Origin of the sequence: Allorhizocola rhizosphaerae (assembly GCF_003426775.1) — a bacterium.
In the GTDB taxonomy this organism is placed as follows: Bacteria; Actinomycetota; Actinomycetes; order Mycobacteriales; family Micromonosporaceae; genus Allorhizocola; species Allorhizocola rhizosphaerae.
The window spans coordinates 1-25883 of sequence record NZ_QJUG01000061.1 but is presented as its reverse complement, the minus strand read 5'-3'; the positions used below and the strand labels follow the sequence as shown (position 1 = coordinate 25883).

Genomic DNA, 25883 nt, shown 5'->3' with positions numbered 1-25883 from the left:
CCCGCTCACGCTGCACTCTCCAGCCTGACCTCGTCTACACCGTCGATCTCGGCGAGGCGCACCTTGACCTGCTCGGACAGGGCCGTCGGTATGTTCTTGCCCACATAATCGGCGCGGATCGGCAGCTGCCGGTGCCCGCGATCCACGAGGACCGCGAGCTGCACGGCCGAAGGCCGGCCCAGGTCGCTCAGCGCATCCAGCGCGGCTCGGATCGTGCGCCCGCTGAACAGGACATCGTCCACCAAAACGACCCGGCGCTGGTCGATCCCCCCGGCGGGTTCCTCGGTGCGGCCGACCGCCCGCACGGCCTTTTGGCGCAGGTCATCGCGATAAAGCGTGATGTCGAGGGTACCCACTGGGAGTGAAAGGTTTTCAAAGGTCCGGATGCGCTCGGCCAGTCGGCGTGACAGCGGCACGCCCCGCGTCGCTATCCCGAGCAGGACCACATCCTGCGCGCCGTGGGTCTTCTCCAGGATCTGATGAGCGATCCGGTCTACTACGCGCTGGACGTCGGCGTCCGTCAAAACGATCTTTGAGTACGGCAAAGCAGACTCCTTCTCCGCCTCACGGGACGGCTCTTAAAGGAAACCGGAGCTTCGCGCTCACAGCCGGTCCACCAACAGGTCGGCCCGGTAGTCCGACGCGAAGTTTCAGCACGCCAACCGTAACACCTGGCCGATCAGCCATCCGTTGCGGCACGTTCGGGCCAATTGCCCCTTGACCGCGTGTAGGTATCGCCGTTACGGTCGTCACGCTGCGTAGTGACCACAGCTGCCCCGGGAGTGGAAGAAGATGCCATCTGATTACGCCAAGTCGTTAGGCGCGAGGCTGCGCTCCATCCGCCAACAGCAGAACCTGTCCCTGCAGGGCGTCGAGGAGAAGTCCAACGGCCGGTGGAAAGCCGTCGTCGTCGGGTCCTACGAGCGGGGCGACCGTGCGGTGACGGTGTCGCGCCTGGCCGAACTCGCCGACTTCTACCGGGTACCGGTGAGCGAGCTCCTCCCCGATGGTCCCGCCCCGCGGCACGAGCCGACCAGCAAGATCGTCCTGGATCTGGAGAAGCTCTACGACGGCGCCGCGGAAGACCTGGCCTCCGTCGCCCGGTTCGCGCGCGCGATCCAGCAGCAGCGCGGCGACTACAACGGCCGGGTGCTGTCCATCCGAGCGGTCGACCTGCAGGCGCTGGCCGTGTTCTACGACTGCACGCCGAGCGAGCTCATCGAGCGTCTGGCCGACCACGGCGTCCTCGTGGCCGACCCGCGCTCCTTCTTCGCCCAGTAAGACCCTTCGAAAGACCCTTCACCACCGAGCCGCCCCGATCTCCCCTGTTCCGGCGCGGGAATTCCCCCGGCCCGCATAAGCTGGATCAAGGTCGCGAGATCGGGGGCTCGTGGCTCCGACGGCCCGCCTGGGTGACCGGCAACAATCCGGGCAACCAGGTCACGGGCATCATCGTCTTCGATCTGCCGGACGACGTGGAACCGTCCGGCTAGGGCTTGTTTCTCACGGCGTCGAGCTGCGGCTGCAGTGACCTAGTGGCGCGGGGCGTAATCGGCGATCCGGCCGAGCAGCCCGTTGAGGAAGCGCGGTGAATCGTCCGTCGACAGCTCCTTGGCCAGCTCCACCGCCTCGGTGATGGCCACCGGATCGTCGATCTCGTCCACGAAGAACAGCTCGTACACGGCGATCCGTGCCAGGTTGCGATCGACCACCGGCATGCGGTCGAGCGTCCACCCCTCGGCATACGTCGAGATGGTCTCGTCGATGCGCTTGAGGTGCGTGTCGACGCCCTTCACCAGCGAGACGGCGTAGGGCAGATGCTCCGGCCGCGGCGACTCCAGGCGCCCGACGTAGGCGTCGAGCACCTGGGGCAGCGGAAGGTCACGCAGGTCGGCCTCGTAAAGCACGTCCAACGCCCGCTTGCGCGCCCTGCGGCGCGCGGACATGTTGGTCTTCTGGCCCTCAGCCACGACCGAGGTACCGGCCGTCGCGGGTGTCCACCTTGATCTTCTCACCGGTGGTGATGAACAGCGGCACCTGCACGGTCGCGCCCGTCTCGATGGTCGCGGGCTTGTTGCCGCCCGTGGAACGGTCGCCCTGCAGGCCCGGCTCGGTGTAGGTGACCTCGAACACCAGGCTGGCCGGAAGCTCCACGTAGAGCGGGACCCCCTCGTGCATGGCCACGATCGCCTCGGTGTTCTCCAGCATGTAGTTGGCGTTGTCGCCCACCGTCTCGGTGCTCAGGTGGATCTGATCGTAGGTGTCCATGTCCATGAACACGTAGTCCGTGCCGTCCTTGTAAAGGTATTGCATGTTGCGCTTGTCGACGGTCGCCGTCTCCACCTTGGTGCCGGCGTTGAACGTCTTGTCGACCACCTTGCCGGAGAGCACGTGCTTGAGCTTGGTCCGGACGAACGCCGGGCCCTTGCCTGGCTTCACATGCTGGAACTCCACCACCGACCACAGCTCGTTGTCGAGGTTAAGTACCATGCCGTTTTTGAGGTCGTTAGTGGTGGCCACTGTTACTAGCTCCTGATAGTCAAAGGACAGACCGGGCTTCGCGTCGTTACGGGTGACCACCTTCAGGTGGGCCGGCAATGAGGGCAAAGCTCCGGGTTAGTTTAGCCGGATGGCAATGTGCGACAGCGCGAGCCTGTAACCGTCGACACCGAGGCCGCAGATGACGCCCGTGGCTACGGCCGACACCACCGAGTGGTGCCGGAACTCCTCCCGGGCGTGGATGTTGGACAGGTGCACCTCGACCAGCGGCGCAGTGAGGATGGCACACGCGTCGCGGATCGCGTAGGAGTAGTGTGACCAGGCTCCCGGGTTGAGCACGACCGGCGCGTGCTCATCGGCGGCCTGATGCAGCCACTGGACCAGCTCGTGCTCGGCGTCGGTCTGCCGGCACTCCACGTCCAGCCCGACCTCCTTGCCCCACTGCACGCACGAGGCGGCCAACGTCGCATAGGAGGTCAACCCATAGACGTCGGTTTGTCTGGTACCCAATCGGCCTAAATTGACGCCGTTAAGCACGTAGGTCTTCATAAGCCTTCGCCAGCAGTCCCTCATCCTCGATGGTCACGGTCACCGGGTGGGCCATGTCGTCCAGCAGCACGAACCGCAGCGACGACCCGCGCGCCTTCTTGTCCACCGCCATGGCAGCGCGCAGCTTCTCCCACGGCCCGTCATAGGTGGTCGGCAGGCCCAGCGAGGCGAGCAGCGACCGTGTCTGCTCCACGAAGTCGGGCCGCCCGGTGAGCCGCCCGAGAATCGCCGCGTAGACCAGGCCCACGCTCACCGCGTGCCCGTGCGACCACCGATAGTCTTCGACCTTTTCGATGGCGTGCGCCAGCGTGTGCCCGTAGTTCAGGATCTCCCGCAGCCCCGACTCGCGCAGGTCCTGCGACACCACGTCGGCCTTGACCCGGATCGAGCGCTCGATCAGCTCGGGCAGCGCGTCGGGCTTGCCGATGAGCCCGAGAATCGCCGGGTCGGCGATGAACCCGCACTTGACCACCTCGGCGAGCCCCGCGTTGAGCTGTGCCTGTGGCAGCGAGCGCAGCGCGCTCAGCTCGCACAGCACGCCCGCGGGCGGGTGGAACGCGCCAACCAGGTTTTTGCCGGCCGCGATGTTGATGGCGGTCTTGCCCCCGATGGCGGCGTCCACCATGCCGTTGATGCTCGTGGCGATCGGCACCCACCGGACGCCCCGCAGCCACGTCGCCGCCACGAACCCGGCCAGGTCGGTCAGCGCTCCCCCACCGACGCCCACGATCGCGTCGGAGCGGGTGAACCCGGCCGCGCCCAGCACATCCCAGCACCGGCCGGCCACCTCCAGCGTCTTGCCCGCCTCGGCGTCCGGCACCTCGATCGGCGTGGCCTCGATACCCACATCGATCAGCTCGTGCACGGCGTGCGAGGCGTCATGCGACACCGAGTCGGTGAAGATCACCGCGGCCTTGGCCGCGCCCTTGAGAAAGCCCGGCAACGCGAACGTGACGTGGTCCCCCATGACCACCTCATAGGGCTGGTCGCCGCCGACCTGAATGCGCGTGATCGTCTCCATCGGACAAGAGCCTATCCAACGTCGCTGGAGTCGGCGCGGACCACGAGTCGGTCTATCTCCGCGGTCACTTCGTCGGGCGTGCGGCCGGAGGTCTCGACCACGAACGTGGCGACCTCTTCATACAGCGGGCGTCGCTGCTCCATCAGATAGCGCAGCGTCGCGCGCGGGTTGACGGCCAGCAGCGGGCGGCCCTGGTCGAGCCCGACCCGGCTGACGGCCTCGCCCAGTTCGACCGTCAGATACACCACGGTGTGGCCCTTGAGCAGGATGCGCGTCTCCTCGGCCAGGATCGCCCCGCCGCCCAGCGCCAGCACACCGTCGTGTTCGGACAGTGCATTCGCCACCGCGTAGCGCTCCAGCGTCCGGAAATGCTCCTCGCCCTCGTCCACGAAAATGTCGGGGATGGGCTTGCCCGCCGCCTCGACGATGTCGGAGTCGGTGTCGCGAAAGGACATCCCCCAGCGCTGCGCGAGCAGCGTCCCGATCGTCGTCTTGCCCGAGCCCGGCGGCCCGACAATCACAGCCTTCGGTTTCATTGAATAACCAGATTTTCCCGGTACCCCTTGAGGTTGCGCACGATCTCGGCAACCGAGTCACCGCCGAACTTCTCCGTCGCGGCCTCGGCCAGCGCGAGCGCCAGCATCGACTCGGCGACGACCGCCGCGGCCGGCACCGCGCACACGTCCGAACGCTGGTTGATGGCCGTGGCCACCTCGCCGGTCGTGACGTCCACAGTGGACAGTGCACGATTGAGCGACGAGATGGGCTTCATGGCCGCGCGCACGCGCAGCGGCTCGCCGCTGGTGATGCCGCCCTCCAGCCCGCCCGCGCGGTCGGTGATGCGCTTGACCCCGGTCGCGGTCGGCACGATCTCGTCGTGGGCGACCGAACCGCGGGAACGCGCCTGGGTGAACGCGTCGCCGATCTCGACCCCCTTGATCGCCTGGATCGACATGAGCGCGGTCGCGATGCGGGCGTCCAGCTTGCGGTCCCACTGGGTGTGGCTGCCCAGGCCCGGCGGCACCCCGTAGGCCAGCACCTCCACGATCCCGCCCAGCGTGTCGGCGTCCTTCTTGGCCGCGTCGACCTCGGCCACCATCGCCTTGCTGGCCTCCGGATCGAGGCAGCGCAGCGGATCGGCGTCGATGCGCTCCGCGTCCGCCGGCGTCGCCACCAGTCCGGGCTTCACGGCCACCGGCCCCAGCTCCACCACGTGCGACACGATCTCTATCCCGAGCGCCTGCCTCAACAGCGCCTTCGCCACGGTCCCCACGGCCACCCGGGCCGCGGTCTCGCGTGCGCTGGCGCGCTCAAGGATCGGGCGGGCGTCCGTGTGCCCGTATTTCTGCATGCCCGCCAGATCGGCGTGCCCGGGGCGGGGCCGGGTCAGCGGGGCGTTGCGCGCCTGGGCCGCGAGCAACTCCGGGTCCACCGGGTCGGCCGCCATGACGGTCTCCCACTTGGGCCACTCGGAGTTGCCCACCTGGATCGCGACCGGGCTGCCCAGCGTGAGCCCGTGGCGCACCCCTCCGATAATGGTCACGACGTCCTGCTCGAAGCTCATCCGCGCGCCGCGCCCATAGCCCAGGCGCCGCCGGGCCAGCTCGCGCCCGATCTCCGCCGACGTCACCTCGACACCGGCGGGCACACCGTCGAGGACCGCCACCAATGCCGGCCCATGCGACTCACCCGCCGTCAACCACCGCAACACGCTGATCAGTCTGCCACGCCGCCCCGGACCGGCCTCCGCCAGCCGCCCGCGTACGCAACTATGTGGCCGAACGCCTAGGCCAACCCTGACGCGAGCGCGATCCCCTTCTCCGCACGCGCCTTCTCCTCCGCATCGCCTGTTCTGCCGGCAATCTCCAGTGCTTCGTGGTGCCGCCGCAGCGCGGCATCGCGGTCGCCCGCCAGCAAGTGCGCCTCCGCGAGCGCATTGAGCGCGGGTGTCTCGAACTCCAGGAAGGACAGGCGGTTCGCCATTTCGACCGCCTCGAGCCCCAGCTTGATAGCTTCGTCATGCCGGCCGAGCCGAGAGAGGCTGTAGCAAAGGTTCGTCAACGCCATCGCCTCTCCCGCGCCGCCGCCCGCCTCGCGATACAGCGCGAGCGCGGCCTCCGTGTGTTCGATCGCCTCCGCATGCCGATCAAGCTCGGCATACATCCGCCCAAGATTCACTCGTATACCCCTGGCGTCTGCCATCGCACCAATCCGCTCTGCCTGCTCAAGCGCCAGATGCGCATGCGACAAGCCCTCCTCATGCCGGCCCAGTAGGTAAAGGTCAACGCTGATCGCGGATTGCATGTTCACCTGGCGCGAGATGTCGCCGAGCTCGCGGAACAGTTCCAAGGCCCTGCCGTGCTGATCGAATGCCTCGGACAAGAAGCCGAGCTTGCGGTTTAGGCCACCGAGACTCAGCACGCTCTTCGCCTCTCCATAGGTATCGCCGGCCGTTTGGAAGAGGCGCAGTGCCTCCCGGAAGTGGCTCATCGCATTTTCCACGTCACCAGCGATCTCGGTGGCCCAGCCGAAGTCCAAGAGTGTGTACCCTTCGGCCGAGACATCGATCATTGTCGATGCCGCCGCCTTGGCCAGTTCAAGCAGCATGATCCAGTCTTGGATCAGTCCTCGTTTGAGGAAGTAGCTCTGTAGCACGTGAACCAATTGGACGACATGCGAATGGTTAAATACCGAAGCGGCCAGACGGATCGCTGCCACCAGGTTGCTGTATTCGGCGTCCAACCAGGCCAGCGCCTCGCCGACGTCGGTCAACTGTCTGATCGAACCCCGTCGCGAAGAATCGATCAGGACCGGCACCTGATATCTGCGAAAGTAGCCGGTCGCCTGATCCGACATCGCCACATACCAGTCGAGCAAGCGCTCGATCGAGTTTTGGCGCTCGTGCGACCCATCTAGGCGCTCGCACAGTTGTGCAGCGTAGTCGTGGATGAAGTCGTGCATCGCATAACGGCCGCCCGGTAGCCCGTTGACCAGGTGAACCGCTGCGAGATGACCGAGCAACTCCGTGCAGGTGCCTGGGTCCAGATCCAGCATGGCGCTCACCCCGTCGACCGTGAAGTCAGCACCGGGCATAAGGCCAAGCCGCCGGAAGAGTTCCTGCACAGGCGCCGCCAGGGCGCGGTAGGAACGGTCGAAGACGGCCGTAACGCTGCTTTCAGGGTCGCCATCCACCGCCAGCGCGGCGATCCGGTCGTTCCCACCGAGTTCCCGCACATATGTCGCGAGGCTCGTGGCCGGAAGGTCGGCGAGGTTGGCGGCCGCGACCCGCAATGCCAGAGGCAGGCAGCCACACAGCTTTGCCAGATTCTGCGCGGCTTCGGGTTCAGCCGCCACGCGATCGGCACCGAGGATCGTGGCGAGCAGGGCAACGGCCTCCTCCGGCGGCATCATGTCGAGGACCAGCCGAGAAGCACCGTCCCGCGCGATCAGGCCGGCCAGCGAGTCTCGGCTCGTCACGAGGACCAGAGAGCCCGGACTCGCCGGAAGGAGCGGCCTGACCTGTTCGGCGGAGCGCGCGTTGTCCAGCAGGATGAGCAGCTTCTGATCCGCCACCGTGGAGCGATAGAGATCTGCCGCCTCGTCCACACCATACGGAATCTCATCGCCCGGTACGCCGAGCGCGCGGAGGAGCACCCGGGTCGCCTCGTCGGATCGCAGAGGATGGCGGGGATCGTAGCCCCGCAGGTTGAGGTACAGCTGTCCGTCAGGAAACCGCTGTGCCACCGCGTGTGCCCAATGGACCGCAAGCGCCGTCTTGCCCACCCCACCGACACCGGCAATAGCGCTGATAACCATCGTCTTTGACGTGGCGGAGGAAGCGAGGGCGATTTCGTCCAGACGGCGAAGATCACGCGCCCGGCCGGTGAAATCCGGAACGTCGCGGGGCAGGAAACGCCTGAGGACGGGCGCCGACACCGCCGTGCCGGGCGCGGCCAATGAGGGATCACTATTGAGAATCCGGCGGTGCAACTGTTCGAGCTCCCTGCTCGGTTCTATGCCCAGCTCATTGACGAGGCGTCGGCGAGTCTTGCGAAAAGCCTCCAGTGCGTCGGCTTGGCGGCCGCTCCGATACAGCGCGACCATCAGCTGGCCCACTGGGCGCTCGCGGGTCGGGTGGTCGTGCAACAGGTCGGTCAGTTCGCCGATGACCCGGCCGTGCAGACCGAGCTCCAGCTCGTGATCGACCCGCTCCTCGACAGCCCGCAGCCGTTCCTCCATCAACCCACCGCATAGAAGATCACGGACCTCCTCGCCGAAGGTTCCGGCGAGAACAGGCCCACGCCACAGCGCGATCGCCTGCCGGTACAGGTCGATGGCCGGCTTGCCCTTCAAGGCTCGCGCCTGGTTGACGAGTGTCCGAAACCGGTGTACGTCAACGGAATCCGGCGCCACGTCAACCCGGTATGCCTCGCCGGTGGTCACAATCTGTGCCGCCTCGCCCAGGGTCGCACGCAGCTTCGAGACGCCCACCTGCAGGGCGTTGCGGGCGGTGCGCGGTGGATCCTCGCCGGACCACGCGAGGTCGATCAATCGGTCAAACCGCACGGGCCGGCCGGCCTCAAGCAGCAGCACCCCAAGGAGCAGGCGCTGCCGCCGATGCCCGACATCGAGTTGCTCGCCATTGAGCAAGACCTCGAGCGGTCCAAGCAGACGAAAATCAGTGACCATCGTTCCGGCGGTCAACGAGTCCTCCCCGAAATGCCCTGGCCCGTCAACGTAAGCCGAGTGTAAGCGGCACGCCTTAGTGTCGCTGCACGTATTCCGGCGCGAGCCGGGTGCATTGGCAGCTAACGATTTGACAGGCGCGCACAACGGGGGTTTCCGGGCGTACACGGAGATTGGCGCGTTGTCGGATAGCTGGGCGTTTCCGGTCACCGGGCGTGGCCGGAAACGCCGCCCACGCCGATGCCGGATGCATCCGCCGGGCAAGTGTTATCAAGGTGTGACTTTGGATACGCGAGGGATCATCGCGCACCGTAACCTGATTGGCGACTCAAAATCGCAGGTCACGCGGCATCCGATCGCGCCGATGGCACCTGATCAGGCGTCCTGAGCGAACGTTCAGCGGACGGCAACCTGTCGTCGAAGACAACGCGTCCTTACGGCGTGGCAACGTTCAGTGACGGACCCGTTATCTGACCGATGCCAAGTTCCTATTCCGCACGAACTACCCACCGGCTAGCTTGTGCAGGAACGGGGGCTAATGATCGCGATTTTGGCGGAAGGTGCTGCGCGTGGAACCCGTGCACGTAGAGACCCTCGCGCCGGCGGACGTACCGCCGGCCATTGCCGGAAAGGCGGAGAGCAAGTCCCCCACTCGGATAGCCCTCATCCGATTGCGCCAGGATCGCACCGCGATGGTCTGCCTCGGCATCGTCGTCTTCTTCGTGCTGGTCGCCGTCTTCGCGCCCGTGCTGGCCGCCATCGAGGGCCAGGACCCCAACAAGTGGAACCAGGATCTCATCGACCGCAATGGTTTTCCGACCATCGCGATGACCGGTGATCACTGGTTCGGCATCGAGCCGCGGACGGGCCGCGACCTGTTCGCCCGCTGGGTCTACGGCGCGCGCCCATCGCTGATCATTGCCGGCCTGGCGACCTTCTTCAGCACGGTCATCGGCGTGGTGGTGGGCCTGGTGGCGGGCTTCGTTGGCGGAATCGTCGACCGCGTGCTGTCTTGGATCATCGACTTCGTCCTGAGCCTGCCCTACCTGCTGTTCGCCATCGCGGTGCCCGCCGTGCTCATCGCGCAGTTCGTTGGCGTCAACAACGCCACACCGGACCAGGTGGCACGGGTGCGGTTCATCTCCCTGATTTGCGTGCTGGCGTTCTTCGGCTGGGCAGGGTTGGCCCGGCTCATCCGCGGGCAGGTGCTGTCGCTGCGCGAGCGTGAGTTCGTCGCGGCCGCGCGCGCCCTCGGCGTACCCACCAGAAAAATTCTCTTCAAAGAACTTCTGCCGAACCTGGTGGCGCCCATCGTGATTTCGGTGTCGCTCGCGCTGCCCGCCTACATCGTGGTCGAGGCCGGTCTGACCTTCCTCGGCGTGGGACTGGTCGAGCCGACCGCCTCCTGGGGCATCACGATCGCCTCCGCGCAGACCTTCTACAAGACCATCCCGTATTACCTGTGGATTCCGGTCGCCGGTGTCACGATCCTCGTGCTGGCGCTCAGCCTGCTCGGCGACGCGGTTCGCGATGCCTTCGATCCCAAGACCCGCCGCTGACAGCGTCGGCTGAAAGAGTACAGATAGGAGAACGTCGTGAGACGTATGAGAGTGGCAGTGGCCGTGGTCGCTGCGCTTGCCTTGGCAGCCGCGGGCTGTACCCAGGCGCCGTCCGGTAACAACGGCGGTAACACCGACATTGGGGGCACGCAGGAGTTCGGCCAAGACCCGAACGCCAAGGGCCCGGCGCCCGAGATCCCAGGGGCGAAGAAGGGTGGCACGATCACCGTCTACTCAGAGTCGACGCCAAACACGTTTGACCCCACGGACATTTACTACGTTGACTCCAACGAGATCGGCAAGCTGATCTTCCGGACGCCGACGCAGTTCGCGATCCGCAACGGCAACGCGGTTCTGGTGCCCGACCTGACTGACCTCGGAACGATGTCGGCCGACGGTCTCAAGTGGACGTTCAAGATGAAGACCGGCCTGAAGTACGCCGACGGCACGGAGATCAAGGTTGAGGACCTGGCGTACGCCATCAAGCGGTCGTTCGACCACGAGGCGTACCACAACGGCCCGGCCTACCAGCTGTCCTATTTCAAGGGCGGCGACACCTACAAGGGCCCGTACAACAGCGGCGACAACTGCGAGTGTGTCGAGACTCCTGACGCCAGCACGCTGGTGATCAACCTCAAGGAGCCGTTCAACGACCTGCCCTACTACATGACCTTCCCGATGTTCACCCCCATCCCGAAGGCCAAGGACACCAAGGCGGAGTACAAGAACAACCCGGTCGCTTCCGGGCCGTACCAGTTCGACACGTTCACGCCGGGCACCGAGCTCAAGCTCAAGCGCAACCCGAACTGGGACGCCGCTTCCGACCCGGTGCGCCACGCCTACCCGGACGCCTGGGTGTTCAAGTGGGGCGAGAGCGACGTCAAGACCCAGCAGCAGGTGCTCAACAGCAACGGCGCCGACGCCAACGCGCTGAACTACGCCAACATCGACGCCTCGCTCATCCCCGAGCTCGACAAGGGCGACAAGAAGAAGCAGCTCATTGCCGGCACCAGCCCGTGCACGATCGTGTGGCAGCTGGACACCCGCAAGATCACTGACATCAACATCCGTAAGGCGATCGCCAAGGCGTTCCCGTACGACCAGATCTGGAAGGCAGCCGGCAACAACGACCTGACCGCGCAGCCGGCCAACACGGTCATGCCGCCGAGCGTCCAGGGCTACAAGAACTACCCGGCCATCGAGGACCTCGACGGCAAGGGCACGGGCGACCCCGCGGCCGCGAAGAAGATGCTGGAGGCCGCCGGCAAGGTCGGTTACGAGCTCAGCTGGTACTATAACAACGCCAGCACGCAGGCGCAGCAGGTCAACCAGGCCCGCGTGGACGCGTTCACCGCTGCCGGTTTCACGGTCAAGCCGATCGGTGTGACCGCGGCGGAGCTTCGCGCCAAGCGCGGCGACTACAACGCGCCGGTCAACATGGGCCAGACGCCCGCCGGCTGGTGCTCCGACTGGCCGACCGGCTCGAGCTGGTTCCCGGTGCTGTTCCGGAGCCAGAGCATCGCGGAGGGCCAGAGCTGGGGCATGCTCAGCGACCCCGCCCTCGACGCCAAGATCAACGACGTCGCCAAGCTCCCGTCCAAGGATGCCGCCGCCAAGTGGGCCGACCTGGACAAGGAGATCATGGAGAAGTACATCGTGATGCCGCTGTACTACGACAAGATGGCCATCGTCGTCGGCACCAACGTCGGTGGCGCCGTCGGTGACGGCACCATGGGCATGCCGTTCTTCGTGGACATGTTCCTGAAGAGCTGACCATCGTCGGATAGTGTCCCGGTCGGCACCGCACCGAGGTGCCGACCGGGCCCTTTGAGAGCCAAGCCAAGGAGTTTGCCGGTGCTCACGTTCCTTCTGCGGCGTCTGGTCAGCGCGGTGTCGGTCATCTTTCTCACCCTGATCGCCAGTTTCTCGCTGTTCTACCTCGCGCCAACCGATCCAGCAGGTGTGGTCTGCGGCCCCCGCTGCACACCGCAGCGGCTGGCGGAGATCGAGAAAACCCTCCGCGTCCACGACCCGGTCATCACCCAGTTCACCGGCTACGTGAAAGGGCTCTTCGTCGGGCGCGACTACACGACCGGCGGCGTCACGCAAGAGTGCTCCGCACCCTGCCTGGGCTATTCGTTCACGCTCGGCCAGCCGGTCACCAAGCTGATCGCCAACGCCCTTCCCGTGACCGTGTCCATCGTGCTCGGGGCGGCGTTCTTCTATCTGCTCATCGGCATCATGGCCGGTACGCTGTCGGCGCGCGTCCGTGGCACGATGCTGGATCGCGTGGTCGTCGCCGGGACCCTGACGCTGAGCTCCATCCCCTACTTCGTGGTGGCGCTGATCTCCGCGCTCTTCGTCGCGGGAGTCATCCTTCCGGGAAGCGAGTGGGTGCCAATCACCGAAAACCCGCTGGGCTGGGCGGGCGGTCTGCTCGCCGCATGGGTGACGCTCGGGATCGTGAACGCCGCCAGCTACACCCGATATACGCGAGCATCGATGATCGAGTCGCTCGGCGAGGATTACGTGCGCACCGCTCGAGCCAAGGGCATCAGCGAGAAACGGGTGGTCTACCGCCACGGCCTGCGTGCCGCCGTCACACCCGTCGCCACGATTTTCGGCCTCGATCTTGCCGGCCAGCTGGCCGGTGCCGTGTTCACCGAGACCATCTTTGGGCTTCCCGGCCTCGGCAGGCTTACCATCCAAGCGTTCAGCCAGTACGACCTCCCGGTCCTCATGGCCACCGTCCTGATTGGAGCCGTCGCGCTGGTCACCATGAACCTGATCGTGGACATCGTCTACAGCATCCTTGACCCCCGAGTGAGACTGCGATGATCGAAGAAGTGGAAAGCACGCCGGCCGTGGTGACCAAGCGCGGGCCGATCAAGGTTTCCCGGGACCGGTCCAAGCGGGGCGAGCGGCAGGCCGGCGAGGCGCCCTACCTCTTGGTCAAGGATCTCGTGGTCGAGTTCCCCACCGCCGATGGCACGGTCCGGGCGGTGCAGGGGCTGAGCTACTCGCTGAGCCTCGGGCGCACCCTGGCGATCGTGGGCGAGTCCGGCTCGGGCAAGAGCGTGTCGAGCATGGCCATCATGGGCCTGCACGACCCCAAGTCCACCCGGATCAGCGGCTCCATCCGGCTCGGCGAGCGCGAGATCGTCAACATGCCGCAGGAGAGCATGCGCAAGCACCGCGGCGCCGGCGCGGCCATGATTTTCCAGGACCCGCAGTCGTCGCTGCACCCGTACTTCACGATCGGCAACCAGATCGTGGAGGCGTACCGGGCGCACCACAACGTGTCCAAGCGGGCCGCCCGCGAGCGGGCCGTCGACATGCTCGGCCGCGTGGGCATCCCCCACCCGCGCCGGCGCCTCGACGACTACCCGCACCAGTTTTCCGGCGGCATGCGCCAGCGCGCGATGATCGCCATGTCGCTGGTCAACGACCCGAAGCTGCTCATCGCCGACGAGCCGACGACCGCGCTCGACGTGACCGTGCAGGCGCAGATCCTCGACCTGATCGTGGACCTGCAGCAGGACTTCGGCTCGGCGGTGCTGTTCATCACGCACGACCTTGGCGTGGTGGCGGAGCTCGCCGATGACGTGCTGGTGATGTATGCGGGCCGTGCGGTCGAATACGGCACGGTCAACGACGTGCTCGGCAAACCGCTGCACCCGTACACGTGGGGTCTGCTCGAAAGCATCCCCGCCGTGTCCGGCGACCCCGCCCGCCTGCACCCTATCCCGGGCACACCGCCGAGCCTGCTCGCGCTGCCGACCGGCTGCTCGTTCCACCCGCGCTGCGAGTTTCGCACCCGGGTGCCGCGCGACCTGTGCCGGCAGGACCTGCCCGACCTCGAGCCGCGCACGGCCGACACCGGCCGGATGTCGCGCTGCCATCTGCGCGAGCCGGATCGCGTGTTCGAGACCGACATCCTGCCCCGGCTGCCGTGACGTGAAGGACTGCACACGATGACGACTACCGCACTTGCTTCGCCTCAAGCGGAGGCCGTTCAGTCGACCGCGCCGCTACTGGAGGTCAAAGACCTGGTCATGCACTTCAAGGTCAAGGGTGACGGGCTGCTCGGCGGATCGGCGAAGGTCCAGGCCGTCGACGGGGTCTCGTTCGAGCTGCGCGAGGGCGAAACCCTTGGGCTGGTTGGGGAATCGGGCTGCGGCAAGACCACGACCGGGCGCCTGATCACCCGGCTGCTGGTGCCGACGGCGGGCCAGATCCGGTTCATGGGCAAGGACATCGCGCCGCTGAAGGAGCGCGAGCTGCGGCCCTACCGGCGCGAGTTGCAGCTTATTTTCCAGGACCCGTATTCGTCGCTCAACCCGCGGCACACGGTCGGGACGATTGTCGGCACGGCGCTGCGCACGCACAACATCGTGCCGAAGGACAAGGTGCTGTCCCGGGTGCAGGAGCTGCTCGAGGTGGTCGGCCTGAATCCCGAGCACTACAACCGGTACCCCCATGAATTCTCGGGCGGGCAGCGGCAGCGCGTCGGCATCGCGCGGGCGCTGGCCGTGCAGCCCAAGGTGATCGTGGCCGACGAGCCGGTGTCCGCGTTGGACGTGTCGATCCAGGCGCAGGTGATGAACCTGCTGGAGGACCTGCGCAAGGAGTTCGGCATCGCGTTCGTCTTCATCGCGCACGACCTGGGTGTGGTGCGGCACTTCTGCGACCGGGTCGCGGTCATGTACCTCGGCAAGATCGTGGAGATGGGACCGCGGAACGCGATTTATGAGGCGCCGCAACACCCCTACACGCAGGCGCTGCTGTCGGCGGTGCCCGACCTCGGCGTGGTGCGGGGCGTTCCGCCGCGCGAGCGGATCCGGCTCGTGGGCGATGTGCCCAGCCCGATCAACCCGCCGTCGGGGTGTCGCTTCAGGACGCGCTGCTGGAAGGCCGAGGAGATCTGCGCGACCACCGAGCCCCCGCTTGAGGAGAAAGCCCCGGCGCAGCGGGCGGCGTGCCACTTCGCCGAACCGCCGGAGCTTTCCATCATCGCTGAGCTGCCTTCTTGAGTAGTGCCGACCGCATCGCCTCGACGGGCGGCTCCACCCCGGTGAATAGGCGGAACTGGCCGAGGGCCTGCGCCAGCAGAAGGTCCAATCCGGACACGATGCGGGCGCCGGCCCTTTCCGCTTGTGCCGCAAGCGGTGTGGGCCAGGGATCGTAGACGACGTCGAAGAGGACGGTCCCCGGCCGCCACGCGATGGTGAGGTCGTCGGCGACACCCTTGGGCACGGTCGAGATGACGACGTCGTGCTGTGCGGCGCGGGGGGTCTCGCTCCAGCCGTGATACATCAGGCTCAGGCGCAGGTTTTCGGCCACCGGCTCGAGTTCCTTCATCACCTCAGGCCGGCGGGCGAAAAGGACCACCCGCTTGACGCCCAGTTGTGCGGCCGCTCCGAGCGCGGCCCGAGCGGTGCCCCCGGCGCCGAGGATCGCGATGGAGCGCGGCTTTTCCAAGGAGCCGAGCGCCAGCACCATGCCCGACACGTCGGTGTTGTCGGCGCGCCAGTGGCCATCGGGGCGCCGCACGAGCGTGTTGGCCGCGCCGACGGCCTGCGCGATGTCGGTGACCGAGTCGGCGACGTCCAGCGCCACCTCCTTCAGCGGCATGGTCAGCGACAGGCCGACCCACTCCGGCCCGAGGCCGGCCACGAAGCCCGCGAGTTCCCGAGAGTCGCATTCGATTGCGCTATAAGAGAATTCCAAACCCTTTTCCTGGTACCCGGAATTATGGATCACCGGCGACAGGGAGTGGGCTATCGGTTTGCCCAGGACGGCGGCCCGCTTCAGCACGCCGCCCCCGTCAGGACGCCGTTTTGACAGGCGATGCGGATGTTTGCCCGGTGACCCTCATAGGAGTCGGCGAACAGTGTCGTTCCTTGTTTGTCCACGGTCACCCAGTACAACCAATTGCCGGGGGGTGTGTCCATAGCAGCCCGCAGTGCGTTTTCGCCGGGATTGCTGATCGGCGAGATCGGCATGCCCGGACGGATGTGCGTATTGTACGGGTTGTTCGGGTTCTGGATCTCGCTCATCCGGAACTCGTTCGGGTCCTTGGCCGCCTGCCCGCTGATCTTGAAGTGGTAGTTGATGGCGGCGTCGAGCTGCAGGCACCGGCACTCGTGCTTGTCGGTGTAGGCGCGGTTGTACACGGCCCGCGCTGCCTTGCCCATGTCGGTGGGCGTGGCCACCTCGGCCTCGACGATGGACGCGGCGATCAGCGCCTCGTAGGGCGAGATCTGGCGCTCCTTCTGCACTCTTTCGGCAAACTTCAGGTCCCCGGTGACGGTGAGAAAGTGCTGCACCATGATGCGCAGCGCCTGCTCGGCGGTCACGCCGGGCGGGAACTCATACGTCGCCGGGAAGAGGAAGCCCTCCAGCGACTTTTTGGCCGACGTGACGCCGTCCTTGCGGTTGAACCACCAGCCGGGCACGCCCAGTTTGACGGGATCCTGCGCGGCCTTGCGCAGGTCGTCTTCTTTGAGGCCCAATTCCTTTGCCAGCAGCTGATAGATTTCGACCGTGATGAGACCCTCGCGGATCAGCACTCCGCGCACGACCCGGTTGCTCGGGTCGAGCAGGGCCAGCACGGCGGCCTCGCCGCTCATGCGCTTGCGCAGCTTGTAGTGTCCGGGCTGAATGCGCAGCGCGTCGGCGTTGGCCTTGCCCGCCTCCGTGAACGCCTTGTCGCTCTTGATGACCTCGGCCTCGGTCAGCGCCTGCGCGATGTCAGTCTGCGTGTCCCCCGGCTTGATCTCGACCTCGGCGGTCTCGGCTATCCCCTGCCCCTGATAGTCGGGGGTCGTCAGGGCTCCCGCGAGCCACCGGTAACCCGACACCGCGCCATAGCCGAGCGCAGCGAGCAGAACCACCGCGAGCAGTAGGGCGAACCCCGACCTGCCCCTGTGCCGCTTCACCTCGTCCTCTGGCCGAGTCAGCTCATCGAGCACGCTTCGCGTCCAACCAATGCTGCAGGATCTCGACCGCCGCCATCTGATCGATGACCGTACGCTGCTTCTTGGCGCGCATGCCACGCTCGGACAGCCTGCGACTGGCCACCACCGTCGACATCCTCTCGTCGGTCAGCACCACCGGCACCGGGGTGATCACCTCCGCCAACCTCTGCGCGTATTCCCTGACGTGTACCGCGGCCGGCCCCTCCTGCCCGGCAAGGTTCACCGGGAGCCCGAGCACCACCTCTACGCTGTCATGCTCCGCGACCAGCCGGGCCAGCTCGACCATATCAGCAGGAACATCCTTGGTGCCCGAATTGTCGCGATTTATCGTGCTCAGCGGCGTCGCGAGAATCCCGTCCGGGTCGCACCTGGCCACCCCGATGCGCACCTTGCCGACATCCACCCCGAGCCGCACCCCACGCTGCCACACAGGATCGATCTTAAGGCTCATCGTGCGTGCTGGCCGATGCGGTCCGGGCCGGCCACTGCGTCGTCGGCACGACCCATTTTCTGGTGAACCCGCCCTTGTCACGCGGCTCGGTGTCCCAACCCTGCGGGCCTTGCGGGCCGAAGATCTCGTTGAGAGCCTGCGTCATCACCGGGTAGGCCCAGGTGAACCGCTGTCCTTTGCCGACGATTTCCTCGCTTGGCGCGTACTCGGCCAGGAGTCGCTGAATGTCTCCCCACCAGTAACCACCGCTGGACATCCATCTGCGGAACGTGGGGTCCGTGCGCAGTTTCCCGATGGCTTCGGCGCGGTAGCGCTCTTCCACATCGACCGGTTCCTGGCCGTCGAGCGCGTCGTCGGCGCCGGCATCTCTGGCCGGCGCTTGATGCGCCGCTGCCGCAAAAGTGGCCCGCAGCTTCGCGGCATAGTTGTCGATCGGCTCTCCGGGATGCGCGTCGCCCAACAACTGCCCGACGGTTTTGTTGAAGTCCAACACGCGCACGGACAGCGGATACGGCCTGGCGTGCTCGTCGGTACCGGGAGCGCTGGACCAGAACACGCCGTGTCCGACGAGGGGCTCATTGAGCAGAGCGGCGAGCAGGTCGCCGGAAAAGTGCGCGTTGGCGCGCTTGAGTGCGGTCAGGTCGCCCTCGGCCAGCAGATGGAACACGAAGAAGTTGTCACCCTGGCTGACCAGCTCACTAGGGATGCTGCCGGGCTGCTGCGTGATCATCATGGCGCCGAGGTCATATTTGCGGCCCTCCTTGACCCACGCGACGAAGGGACCGTCGTCGCGGTTGCCGGCCGCGCCGAGGATCGACTGGGCCTCCTCGAGGACCGCGATGGTGGGGATGGTCTGCGGATCCGCCTCGGTGAACTGCTTCTGGTTGTGGTCGAAGATGTCGGCCAGAATGATGCCCGCCAGCTGCAGGCCCTGTAATCCACGCATCTGCGAGATGTCGACCACGCAGAGCATTCCTTTGGCCAGCGCCGCCTTGAGCGCACGCAGGAGCTGGCTGGACGGGTCATGATGGTCGCGGACTATCTTGGCCATGTTGGAGATGGCGGCGGTGAGCTCCATGTTCTGTTCAGACCGGTCGGCTTTGATCCCGAGCAGTTCGGCTACCCGAGCGGGATTTGCGTCATACCAATCCCGATAGATGATGTTGACAAGCTCTCGCCAGCGTTCGTCCTTGAGGTTCTTGAGTTTCACCACATTCTGCTGTTCCTGCTTCTCCCCGGGGATGGTGAGCCCGACGACCCGGCTCGCGGGCAGCTGGCGGATGTCCAACTTCACCTTGTCCACGACAAACGAGGCGTAGGCCTTGCTCGGCGCCTTGCGGTTGGTGAAGACCACGAGCCGATCGCGCAACTCCGGCACGTCGCACAGACCCGGGCGGCCCTGGTGGTCGGGCCAGAAGTATTCGCCATCCGGATCGAAAATCACCGTGCCGACGGGGACTTTGATGCCGTTGCGGCGAGGCACCGTGGGCTCGATCGAGTACAGCTTCGAGAAGAGCAGCTTGACCAGATTGGACTTGCCGAATCCGGCGCGGGCGAACACAAAGCTGCGCCGGGCCACCAGTTTGCTGATCTGAAACCTGGGCATGACCGCCGGCGACAGGGTGACCATCCACGGTTCGGCCGACGCTCGCTCGTCGCCGCCCGAGTACACGAACTCGCCGAACGCGAGGAACCCGATCGCCACCGCGTCTTCAGTGGTGTCGTTGGCGTTGGCGACCTCGGCAAGCAGTTGCGGGCTCAAGAAAGCCACCTGTGCACCTACATGTGGCAACCGGCGGTGGCTCGGCACAAAGATCAGTTTGGCGCCGTCCTTGCGCAGCACACCCAACACACGAATGTCCACTTTGTACTTCAGGTATTGGTCACGCAACTCATCGGGGATCGGGCGTTGATCTCTTACCGCCCGCACCGCGTAGTCCTCGCCGATCGGCGAGGTGAGCCGGCCCTGCGAGGCAATACTGGTGATCCTGCCGAATACTGCCTCGTGTTCGTGCTCCAGCTGGACCAGGACGAACTGGCCGTGCATCGGCAGCGACTGGAAGTCGTCCCGGTAGGGCATCACGATGTCGGCGTGGAATTCCATACCGCCCTCGGAGAAGCCACGGAACACTCCCACAACGTGGTCTTTTTCGAACAGGGTCATACTGCCTCGGTTCGGTGGAGGGGTCGCTCGGGAAGTGCTACTCGTATCGCCGGGCGGCGACGTCGGTCGCCAACCGCAATTGATCGATGATCGGCGCGAGCTCCGGGCCGACCTGGTCGCGAATCGCCTCGATCAGGTTGTCCTCGATGATGTCCAGGTCCAGATCGGCGACGCGGGAGTGACTGTCGGCCTGCTGGATGCTGTTGGGATAGAACGGAATCGGGAACCCGGCGACCGCATCGGCCAGCAGGTATCCGAAGACCACCTGGGCATCGGCCTTCTGGCACTCCAGCAGATCGACCGTCCACACCGGATCGCCGGAGCGGGTACCGAACCGCGCGAAGTGCATCGCACCCATGTTGAACTTCGGCTTCTCCCCGGACGAGTCATCCTCCGGGGACCTGACGTACTCCACCCACCTGATAACGTGTCGCTGCATCTCCTCCGGCACCGCGACAAAGCACGGTGAGCCGCGCTCGAAGACTCGCGACAGGGAAATCGCCAGCCGATACTGCTCTAGCACTTCGCTCTTCTTGGCCAGACCCACGAGCCAGACATGGCGGCGGTCCTCACGGTAGATGCGCTCGATGTGCTGCTTGATCAGGCGGTACATCTCGACGAACAGTGTGCCGCGGAAAACCTTGCTCCGAAGCAGGCCGTCCCGAACCAGGAGTGTGTCCTGTGCGAACCGGCGGGAACAGATCAGCTCGTAGAGCGTGGCCCACTCGCACAACTCCCGATAGACGAGGACCCAGCCCGCAGACTTCCAATTCATCATCGGCGACAGCTCATGCAGATCGTTTACCTCGAGATCTCGCATCAGCCGGCCCAGTGGCGGAAGCTTCCCATCCCTTTCCTCGAATTGTTGGCGGCTCAGCTCCCCGATGTCGGTCGAGGACGACACCACATCCAGACACAATTCCTTGCCGTAGGAGTCCACCACGCGCACGACTTGAAGGTAAAAGGGATTGAAGGTCACCTGATTATTGCCACCGTCGGCGGCCATCAACGCCACCGATGTCGCGCTGCGGGGCTTGATGATCCGCACTGGCCCCATTGCCCGCACCTGGGCCATCAGCCTGTCCAGCTCGGCCCGGTCACGGGCCGCCTGCTCGGCGATCAACCGGCGGAGCTGCGGAAACTGCTCGGTTTGGAACACACGAGACCCCCAACGCGGACAACATTGTCAATCCGACAATGGCAGGAAGTATCGTGCCATGCCGATGCGACATCGCGCAGCCGCACGGTCACGCACACGGCCTGCCGGGCGCTAGGACGCCCTGCGCCTGGCCGCCAGCCGCGGACAGTGGGGCCAAGGCGAGACGCCTGGCCATGAGAGCGGCATCGTGAACCGGCACAAAGACAGACCGCTCTCGCCGGAGCGAGAGCGGTCGTCGTGATTAGACGTCGGGTCGTGATTAGACGTTGGCTAGGGCCTGTTCGACGGCGACCAGGAGCCTGGGGGCCTCGTCGGCGGGCAGGCCGCCGCCTTGGGCGAGGTCGGGGCTGCCGCCACCCCGGCCGGAGAGGGCGCCCTTGACGAGGTCGGCGGCGGACAGGCCGCGTGCCCTGGCGGACTGGTTGATGGCCACGATCAGTGAGGCTTTGCCGTTGGCGCGGGACGCGACCGCCACGACCGCTGGGCGGTCGGACGGGATTTTGCCGCGCACCTCCTGTGCCAGGGTGCGCACGTCGTTGACTGCCGCGCCCTCGGGGGCCTCGGTGCCGACAAACGCCACGCCACGCACGTCAACCGCTTGCGCCGCGAGGGATGCGGCCCCGCCCAGCACGAGCTGGGCGCGCAGCTTCTCCAGCTCGCGCTCGGCGTCGCGCAGCTGCGCCACGGTCTGCTCGACCCGCTCGGCGACCTGCTCGTTGGGCACGCGGTAGATGTCGGCCAGCCGCGACACGAGCACGTGCTCCTTGGCCAGATAGCGGAAGGCGTCCATGCCGACCAGTGCCTCGACCCGGCGCACCCCCGACCCGATCGACGCCTCCGAGAGGATCTTGACCAGCCCCAGGTGCCCGGACCGGGCCGTATGGGTGCCACCGCACAGCTCGCGCGCGTAGTCGCCCACCTCGACGACCCGGACGTGCTCGCCGTATTTCTCGCCGAACAGCGCCATCGCGCCCATCGCCCGCGCCTCGGCCTGCGACGTGATGAACGCGCGGACCTCGAGGTCCTGCATGAGCACCTCGTTGATCTGCTGCTCCACGTCGTGCAGCACGCTGTGCGGCACGGCGGCCGGGGTGTTGAAGTCGAACCGCAGCCGCCCGGGCGCGTTCAGCGAACCGGCCTGCGTCGCCGACTCGCCGAGGAAGTTGCGCATGGTCTGGTGCACCAGGTGGGTGGCCGTGTGCGCCCGCGAGATGGCCCGCCGCCGGTCGACGTCGATCTGGGCGAACCCGGTCTCCCCCGCGCGCACCTCGCCCTCGACGATCCGTCCACGATGGACGATCAACCCGGGCACGGGCTGCTGCACGTCGAGCACCTCGATGCGTCCCGCCCCCACGGTGATCAGGCCCGTGTCGGGCTGCTGCCCGCCGCCCTCGGCGTAGAACGGCGTGGCGTCGAGCACGAGCTCGATCTCCTCACCCTCGGCCGCCACGTCCACCGCGCTGCCGTAGGGGCCGATGACCGAGCGGACCCGCGACTCGCGTGAGACCTCGGTGTATCCGGTGAACTCGACAGCACCACCGGCCTCCAGCGCGGCACGGTAGGCCGACAGGTCGGCGTGACCGGACTTGCGCGCGGCGGCGTCGGCCTTGGCCCGCGCCCGCTGCTGCGCCATCAGCCGCCGGAACCCTTCCGTGTCAACGGAAAGCCCCTGCTCGCCCGCGATCTCCAGGGTCAGGTCGATCGGGAACCCGTATGTGTCGTGCAGCTGGAACGCCTTCTCGCCGTCGAGTTCCTTGCCCTTGCGCTCCTTGACGGAAGCGATCGCCGTGTCGAGGATGGTGGTCCCGGCGCGCAGGGTGGCCCGGAACGCCTCCTCCTCGGCATAAGCATATTGCGCTATGCGGTCGAACTCGTCGGCGAGCTCAGGATAGGACGGTGACATCGAGTCGCGCGCCACGGGCAGCAGCTCGGGCAGCGCCGGGTCTTCATAGCCCAGCAGCCGCACGGCCCGGATGGCCCGGCGCATGATGCGCCGCAACACATAGCCGCGGCCCTCATTGGACGGGGCCACCCCGTCGCCGATCAGCATCAGCGAGGTGCGCACGTGGTCGGCGATGACGCGCAGCCGCACGTCGTCCGGGTGAGACTCACTGGCCACTTTGGACACTGCCTGGCCGTATCGCTTGCCGGTCAACGCGCACGCCTTGTCGATCAGCGGGCGGATCTCGTCGATCTCATACATATTGTCGACGCCCTGCATGATCGAGGCCATCCGCTCCAGCCCCATGCCGGTGTCGATGTTTTTGGCCGGAAGCTCGCCGACGACGCGGAACTCCTCCTTGCTCTTGACGTCCGTTATCTCGTACTGCATAAAGACGTTGTTCCAAAATTCGAGATAACGGTCCTCGTCGACCTCTGGGCCGCCCTCCTTGCCGTAATCCGGCCCACGATCGTAATAGATCTCCGAGCACGGGCCGGCAGGCCCGGGGATGCCCATCGACCAGTAGTTGTCCTTCTTGCCGCGGCGCACGATGCGGTCGGCCGGCAGGCCGGTCTTGCGCCAGATCGCGATGGACTCCTCGTCGTCGAGATAGACCGTGGCCCAGATGCGGTCGGGGTCGAGCCCGTAGCCGCCCTCACTGATGGGCTTGGTCGACAGCTCCCACGCCAGCGGGATCGCCAGCTCCTTGAAGTAGTCGCCGAACGAGAAGTTGCCGTTCATCTGGAAGAACGTGCCGTGCCGGCTGGTCTTGCCGACCTCGTCGATGTCGGGCGTGCGGATGCACTTCTGCACGCTGGCCGCCCGCTTGAACGGCGGCGCCTGCTGGCCCAGGAAGTACGGCACGAACTGCACCATGCCCGCGTTGATAAACAGCAGGTTGGGGTCGTCGATGGCGGGCAGCGGGGCACTCGGGACGACCGTGTGCCCGTTGGCCTCGAAGTGTGCCAGGAACCGTCGCTTGACTTCCGCGGTCCTCATCGCCTCTACTCATCCTCCTGCAACTGCTGTTTGTATCGGGCGAACCGCTCGCCCACCCCCTGCGCCCACGGCAGATCGGGCGCATCCAGCGCCTCGCCCTCGGCAAACGCCTCGCGGATCTCGGCCTCGCGCTCGGCCGCACCCTCCGCGAAGTCGTCAACGAAGTTTCGCACGGACGCGGCGAGCCCACCGATGGCGCCCTGCGCCTGCCCGGCGAGCCCCGCCGGGCTGAACCGCTTGCTCACGACGCGGACCACGGCCACGCCGATGCCTATGCCGACACCGAGCCAGAGAAGCCGACGCAACATGGCCGATCAGACCTTCCGGTTGCGCTTGCGCAGCCGGAGCTCGTCGCGCACGAGCTTTTCGTCGTCGGCCCGCTTGCGGGCGCCAGTGGCACGGCGGAAGCCGTATCCCACGGCCGCCGCCTTCACCAGCGGGTTGGCCGCGGCGGTGGTGACCACGCTGACCAGATTGGAGACATTGGCCGTCGCCGATGTGACATGCTGAGTCATCACATCGACGCGTGCCAACTGCACGTTGACACCGTCCAAAGTGGTCTGAAGCTGGCCCAGCGCGGTGTTCACGTTGTCCACCGACAGGTTGACGTTGTCGAGCATCGGCCCCGTGCGCTCGTTGACCTGGCGTAGCGCCTTGGTGGCCTCGTCGACCGTGTGCCGCAGCCGCAGGATCGGCACCCCGAGGAAGACCACCAGCATCAGGAAAGCGCCAGCAAAGATCAACGCCGCGAGCTCGCCTCCAGAAATGGACATGGCAAAACCCTACCGCCTGCCCATGACAGGCTCGCAGCAGCGTGCGTCCTAACTGGGTGAGGGTGTCGGATTCGACGTCGGGTTCAGGTCCTCGTCAGTCAATTCACCCATCTCCGGGTTGGGCGTCGGGTTCTCCCCGTTCCAGCGCAGGCGCTCGTCGGCGATCGCGTTGAACACCTTGATGGTGACGCTGGAGTTGGTTTTGCACACGTCCGCAGCGGGCGGTGCGGCCGCGGCCGACGGGTCCGCGCCGGGCGAGGGCGTGGCCGTCGGTCCGATCGTCGGACGTTTGCGCAACGGGTCCTCGGCGCATTCGGCGGGTTCGCGGATCCACAGATCGAGGGTGAACTCGTCACGCCGCCAGCAGCTGGCGTGCTCGCCCTCGGCGACCTCGGGTGGGCAGCCGGGAAGGCCGTTCAGCTGCGACCAGCCGGCGGCGATCAGCGCCTCCTGATAGACCTTGGCGGTATCGGCGATCGGCCGCGTCGACAGGGCGGTGCGCTCGCGATAGCGGCAGTCCTTTATGCACCAGCGGCTGCCGGTGATGTTGTCCTCCTTGGCGTTCACCGCCCAGCCCGGCACGCTGAGCGCGTCCAGTGAGATGATCACGGGATCGCGGGTGGCCTCGGGCAGCACGAAGTAGTAGAACGGCAGCCCACCGACCACGGCCACGACGAGCGCGATGAGTGTCCACATGCGCAGCCGCTGCTGCTCGCGAAGCTGGCGGCGCACCTCGGAGCGGGCGCCCCGGATCATGTCGACGCCCGCGGCGAGCCGCACCTTCGTTCCGGGTCCGGCCGGACCGTCGTCGATGGGCCCCATCGGCCCAAACGGACCGGATGGCCCGGCAGGGCCGCCTCCGGCAGGCGATATCGGCGCGGCCGGGCGCGGCGGAGCCGACACCGATGGCGGCGAAACCGGCGCACGCGGCGGCACGGAGACCGGCGACTGCGACATGGGAGGTGGCGAGATCGGCGGCGCCGACACCGAAGGCGGCGAAACCGGCGCGCGCGGCGGGGTCGAAACCGGCTTCGACATCGGCGGCGGCGACACGGGCGCCCGCGGTGGGGTGGAGATGGGCGCGGCCATCGGGGGCGGCGG

23 protein-coding genes and 1 pseudogene are annotated in these 25883 nt (G+C 66.5%); 7 read left to right on the top strand and 17 right to left on the bottom strand.

Features of this window, described 5'->3' with window-relative positions; translation table 11 throughout:
• Nucleotides 1-5: 5 nt before the first annotated feature.
• Nucleotides 6-545: a bifunctional pyr operon transcriptional regulator/uracil phosphoribosyltransferase PyrR gene (pyrR, locus tag DM816_RS15425; RefSeq protein WP_117210926.1), complete on the bottom strand. Its 540-nt coding sequence runs from the start codon at nucleotides 543-545 to the stop codon at nucleotides 6-8.
• A 247-nt stretch (nucleotides 546-792) separates the two neighbouring features.
• Between pyrR and bldD the strand changes: the two genes are divergently transcribed.
• Nucleotides 793-1281: a transcriptional regulator BldD gene (gene bldD, locus DM816_RS15420; protein ID WP_117210925.1), complete on the top strand. Its 489-nt coding sequence runs from the start codon at nucleotides 793-795 to the stop codon at nucleotides 1279-1281.
• 251 nt (nucleotides 1282-1532) lie between these two features.
• On the opposite strand, the gene nusB is transcribed toward bldD, so the two are convergent.
• From nusB to DM816_RS15385, 7 genes are all read right to left on the bottom strand, one after another.
• On the bottom strand, nucleotides 1533-1946 hold the full coding sequence (gene nusB, locus DM816_RS15415) for a transcription antitermination factor NusB (protein ID WP_170318822.1): 414 nt from the start codon (nucleotides 1944-1946) through the stop codon (nucleotides 1533-1535).
• A gap of 16 nt (nucleotides 1947-1962) precedes the next feature.
• Nucleotides 1963-2520, bottom strand: a complete 558-nt coding sequence (gene efp, locus DM816_RS15410) for an elongation factor P (RefSeq protein ID WP_117210923.1) — start codon at nucleotides 2518-2520, stop codon at nucleotides 1963-1965.
• A 96-nt stretch (nucleotides 2521-2616) separates the two neighbouring features.
• A complete protein-coding gene (gene aroQ, locus DM816_RS15405) occupies nucleotides 2617-3048 on the bottom strand; it encodes a type II 3-dehydroquinate dehydratase (RefSeq protein WP_117210922.1) in 432 nt (143 codons plus the stop codon).
• Nucleotides 3029-4069: a 3-dehydroquinate synthase gene (gene aroB, locus DM816_RS15400; RefSeq protein ID WP_117210921.1), complete on the bottom strand. Its 1041-nt coding sequence runs from the start codon at nucleotides 4067-4069 to the stop codon at nucleotides 3029-3031. The genes aroQ and aroB overlap by 20 nt, the downstream gene beginning before the upstream one ends.
• An 11-nt stretch (nucleotides 4070-4080) precedes the next feature.
• Nucleotides 4081-4605, bottom strand: coding sequence for a shikimate kinase (locus DM816_RS15395; protein WP_117210920.1), 525 nt, complete (start codon nucleotides 4603-4605; stop codon nucleotides 4081-4083).
• Entirely contained in the window at nucleotides 4602-5780 is a 1179-nt protein-coding gene (gene aroC / locus DM816_RS15390) for a chorismate synthase (protein WP_117210919.1), read from the bottom strand. The genes DM816_RS15395 and aroC overlap by 4 nt, the downstream gene beginning before the upstream one ends.
• Nucleotides 5781-5854: 74 nt before the next feature.
• Nucleotides 5855-8773, bottom strand: coding sequence for an AfsR/SARP family transcriptional regulator (locus DM816_RS15385; RefSeq protein ID WP_162907502.1), 2919 nt, complete (start codon nucleotides 8771-8773; stop codon nucleotides 5855-5857).
• Nucleotides 8774-9324: 551 nt separating this feature from the next.
• Here DM816_RS15385 and DM816_RS15380 point away from each other — a divergent pair.
• From DM816_RS15380 to DM816_RS15360, 5 genes are all read left to right on the top strand, one after another.
• Nucleotides 9325-10314 (top strand): ABC transporter permease, encoded by a 990-nt coding sequence (locus tag DM816_RS15380; protein ID WP_246001956.1) that lies wholly within the window; start codon nucleotides 9325-9327, stop codon nucleotides 10312-10314.
• A gap of 45 nt (nucleotides 10315-10359) precedes the next feature.
• Entirely contained in the window at nucleotides 10360-12087 is a 1728-nt protein-coding gene (locus DM816_RS15375; RefSeq protein ID WP_117210917.1) for an ABC transporter substrate-binding protein, read from the top strand.
• An 81-nt stretch (nucleotides 12088-12168) separates the two neighbouring features.
• Nucleotides 12169-13152, top strand: coding sequence for an ABC transporter permease (locus DM816_RS15370; protein WP_246001955.1), 984 nt, complete (start codon nucleotides 12169-12171; stop codon nucleotides 13150-13152).
• Nucleotides 13149-14270 carry an ABC transporter ATP-binding protein gene (locus tag DM816_RS15365; RefSeq protein ID WP_117210915.1) on the top strand — a complete coding sequence of 374 codons (1122 nt, stop codon included), beginning with the start codon at nucleotides 13149-13151 and terminating at the stop codon, nucleotides 14268-14270. The genes DM816_RS15370 and DM816_RS15365 overlap by 4 nt, the downstream gene beginning before the upstream one ends.
• Before the next feature lie 18 nt (nucleotides 14271-14288).
• A complete protein-coding gene (locus DM816_RS15360; RefSeq protein ID WP_117210914.1) occupies nucleotides 14289-15347 on the top strand; it encodes an ABC transporter ATP-binding protein in 1059 nt (352 codons plus the stop codon).
• Here the strand turns inward: DM816_RS15360 and DM816_RS15355 are convergent.
• The 9 genes from DM816_RS15355 to DM816_RS15315 form a co-directional block, all read right to left on the bottom strand.
• Nucleotides 15325-16131 (bottom strand): shikimate dehydrogenase, encoded by an 807-nt coding sequence (locus DM816_RS15355; protein WP_117210913.1) that lies wholly within the window; start codon nucleotides 16129-16131, stop codon nucleotides 15325-15327. The two genes, DM816_RS15360 and DM816_RS15355, sit on opposite strands and share 23 nt — an antisense overlap.
• Nucleotides 16125-17288: an endolytic transglycosylase MltG gene (mltG, locus tag DM816_RS15350; RefSeq protein ID WP_162907500.1), complete on the bottom strand. Its 1164-nt coding sequence runs from the start codon at nucleotides 17286-17288 to the stop codon at nucleotides 16125-16127. Before mltG ends, DM816_RS15355 begins: the two co-directional genes overlap by 7 nt.
• Nucleotides 17278-17724 (bottom strand): Holliday junction resolvase RuvX, encoded by a 447-nt coding sequence (gene ruvX / locus DM816_RS15345; RefSeq protein ID WP_246001954.1) that lies wholly within the window; start codon nucleotides 17722-17724, stop codon nucleotides 17278-17280. Before ruvX ends, mltG begins: the two co-directional genes overlap by 11 nt.
• Before the next feature lie 10 nt (nucleotides 17725-17734).
• Complete coding sequence (locus DM816_RS15340) at nucleotides 17735-19909, bottom strand: ATP-binding protein (RefSeq protein ID WP_117210910.1); 2175 nt, start codon at nucleotides 19907-19909, stop codon at nucleotides 17735-17737.
• 37 nt (nucleotides 19910-19946) lie between these two features.
• Nucleotides 19947-21068 carry a hypothetical protein gene (locus DM816_RS15335; RefSeq protein ID WP_117210909.1) on the bottom strand — a complete coding sequence of 374 codons (1122 nt, stop codon included), beginning with the start codon at nucleotides 21066-21068 and terminating at the stop codon, nucleotides 19947-19949.
• A 259-nt stretch (nucleotides 21069-21327) separates the two neighbouring features.
• Nucleotides 21328-24009: an alanine--tRNA ligase gene (gene alaS / locus DM816_RS15330; RefSeq protein WP_117210908.1), complete on the bottom strand. Its 2682-nt coding sequence runs from the start codon at nucleotides 24007-24009 to the stop codon at nucleotides 21328-21330.
• Between the two features lie 5 nt (nucleotides 24010-24014).
• The gene (locus DM816_RS15325) at nucleotides 24015-24317 is read right to left on the bottom strand and encodes a hypothetical protein (protein ID WP_211588710.1); all 303 of its coding nucleotides are present in this window, start codon (nucleotides 24315-24317) and stop codon (nucleotides 24015-24017) included.
• Nucleotides 24318-24323: 6 nt separating this feature from the next.
• Nucleotides 24324-24776 carry a DUF948 domain-containing protein gene (locus DM816_RS15320; RefSeq protein WP_117210939.1) on the bottom strand — a complete coding sequence of 151 codons (453 nt, stop codon included), beginning with the start codon at nucleotides 24774-24776 and terminating at the stop codon, nucleotides 24324-24326.
• A gap of 54 nt (nucleotides 24777-24830) precedes the next feature.
• Nucleotides 24831-25604 carry a hypothetical protein gene (locus DM816_RS15315; RefSeq protein WP_162907499.1) on the bottom strand — a complete coding sequence of 258 codons (774 nt, stop codon included), beginning with the start codon at nucleotides 25602-25604 and terminating at the stop codon, nucleotides 24831-24833.
• Here DM816_RS15315 and DM816_RS15310 point away from each other — a divergent pair.
• Nucleotides 25594-25883, top strand: a pseudogene (locus DM816_RS15310) (hypothetical protein); the annotation flags it as partial. The gene DM816_RS15315 and the pseudogene DM816_RS15310 sit on opposite strands and share 11 nt — an antisense overlap.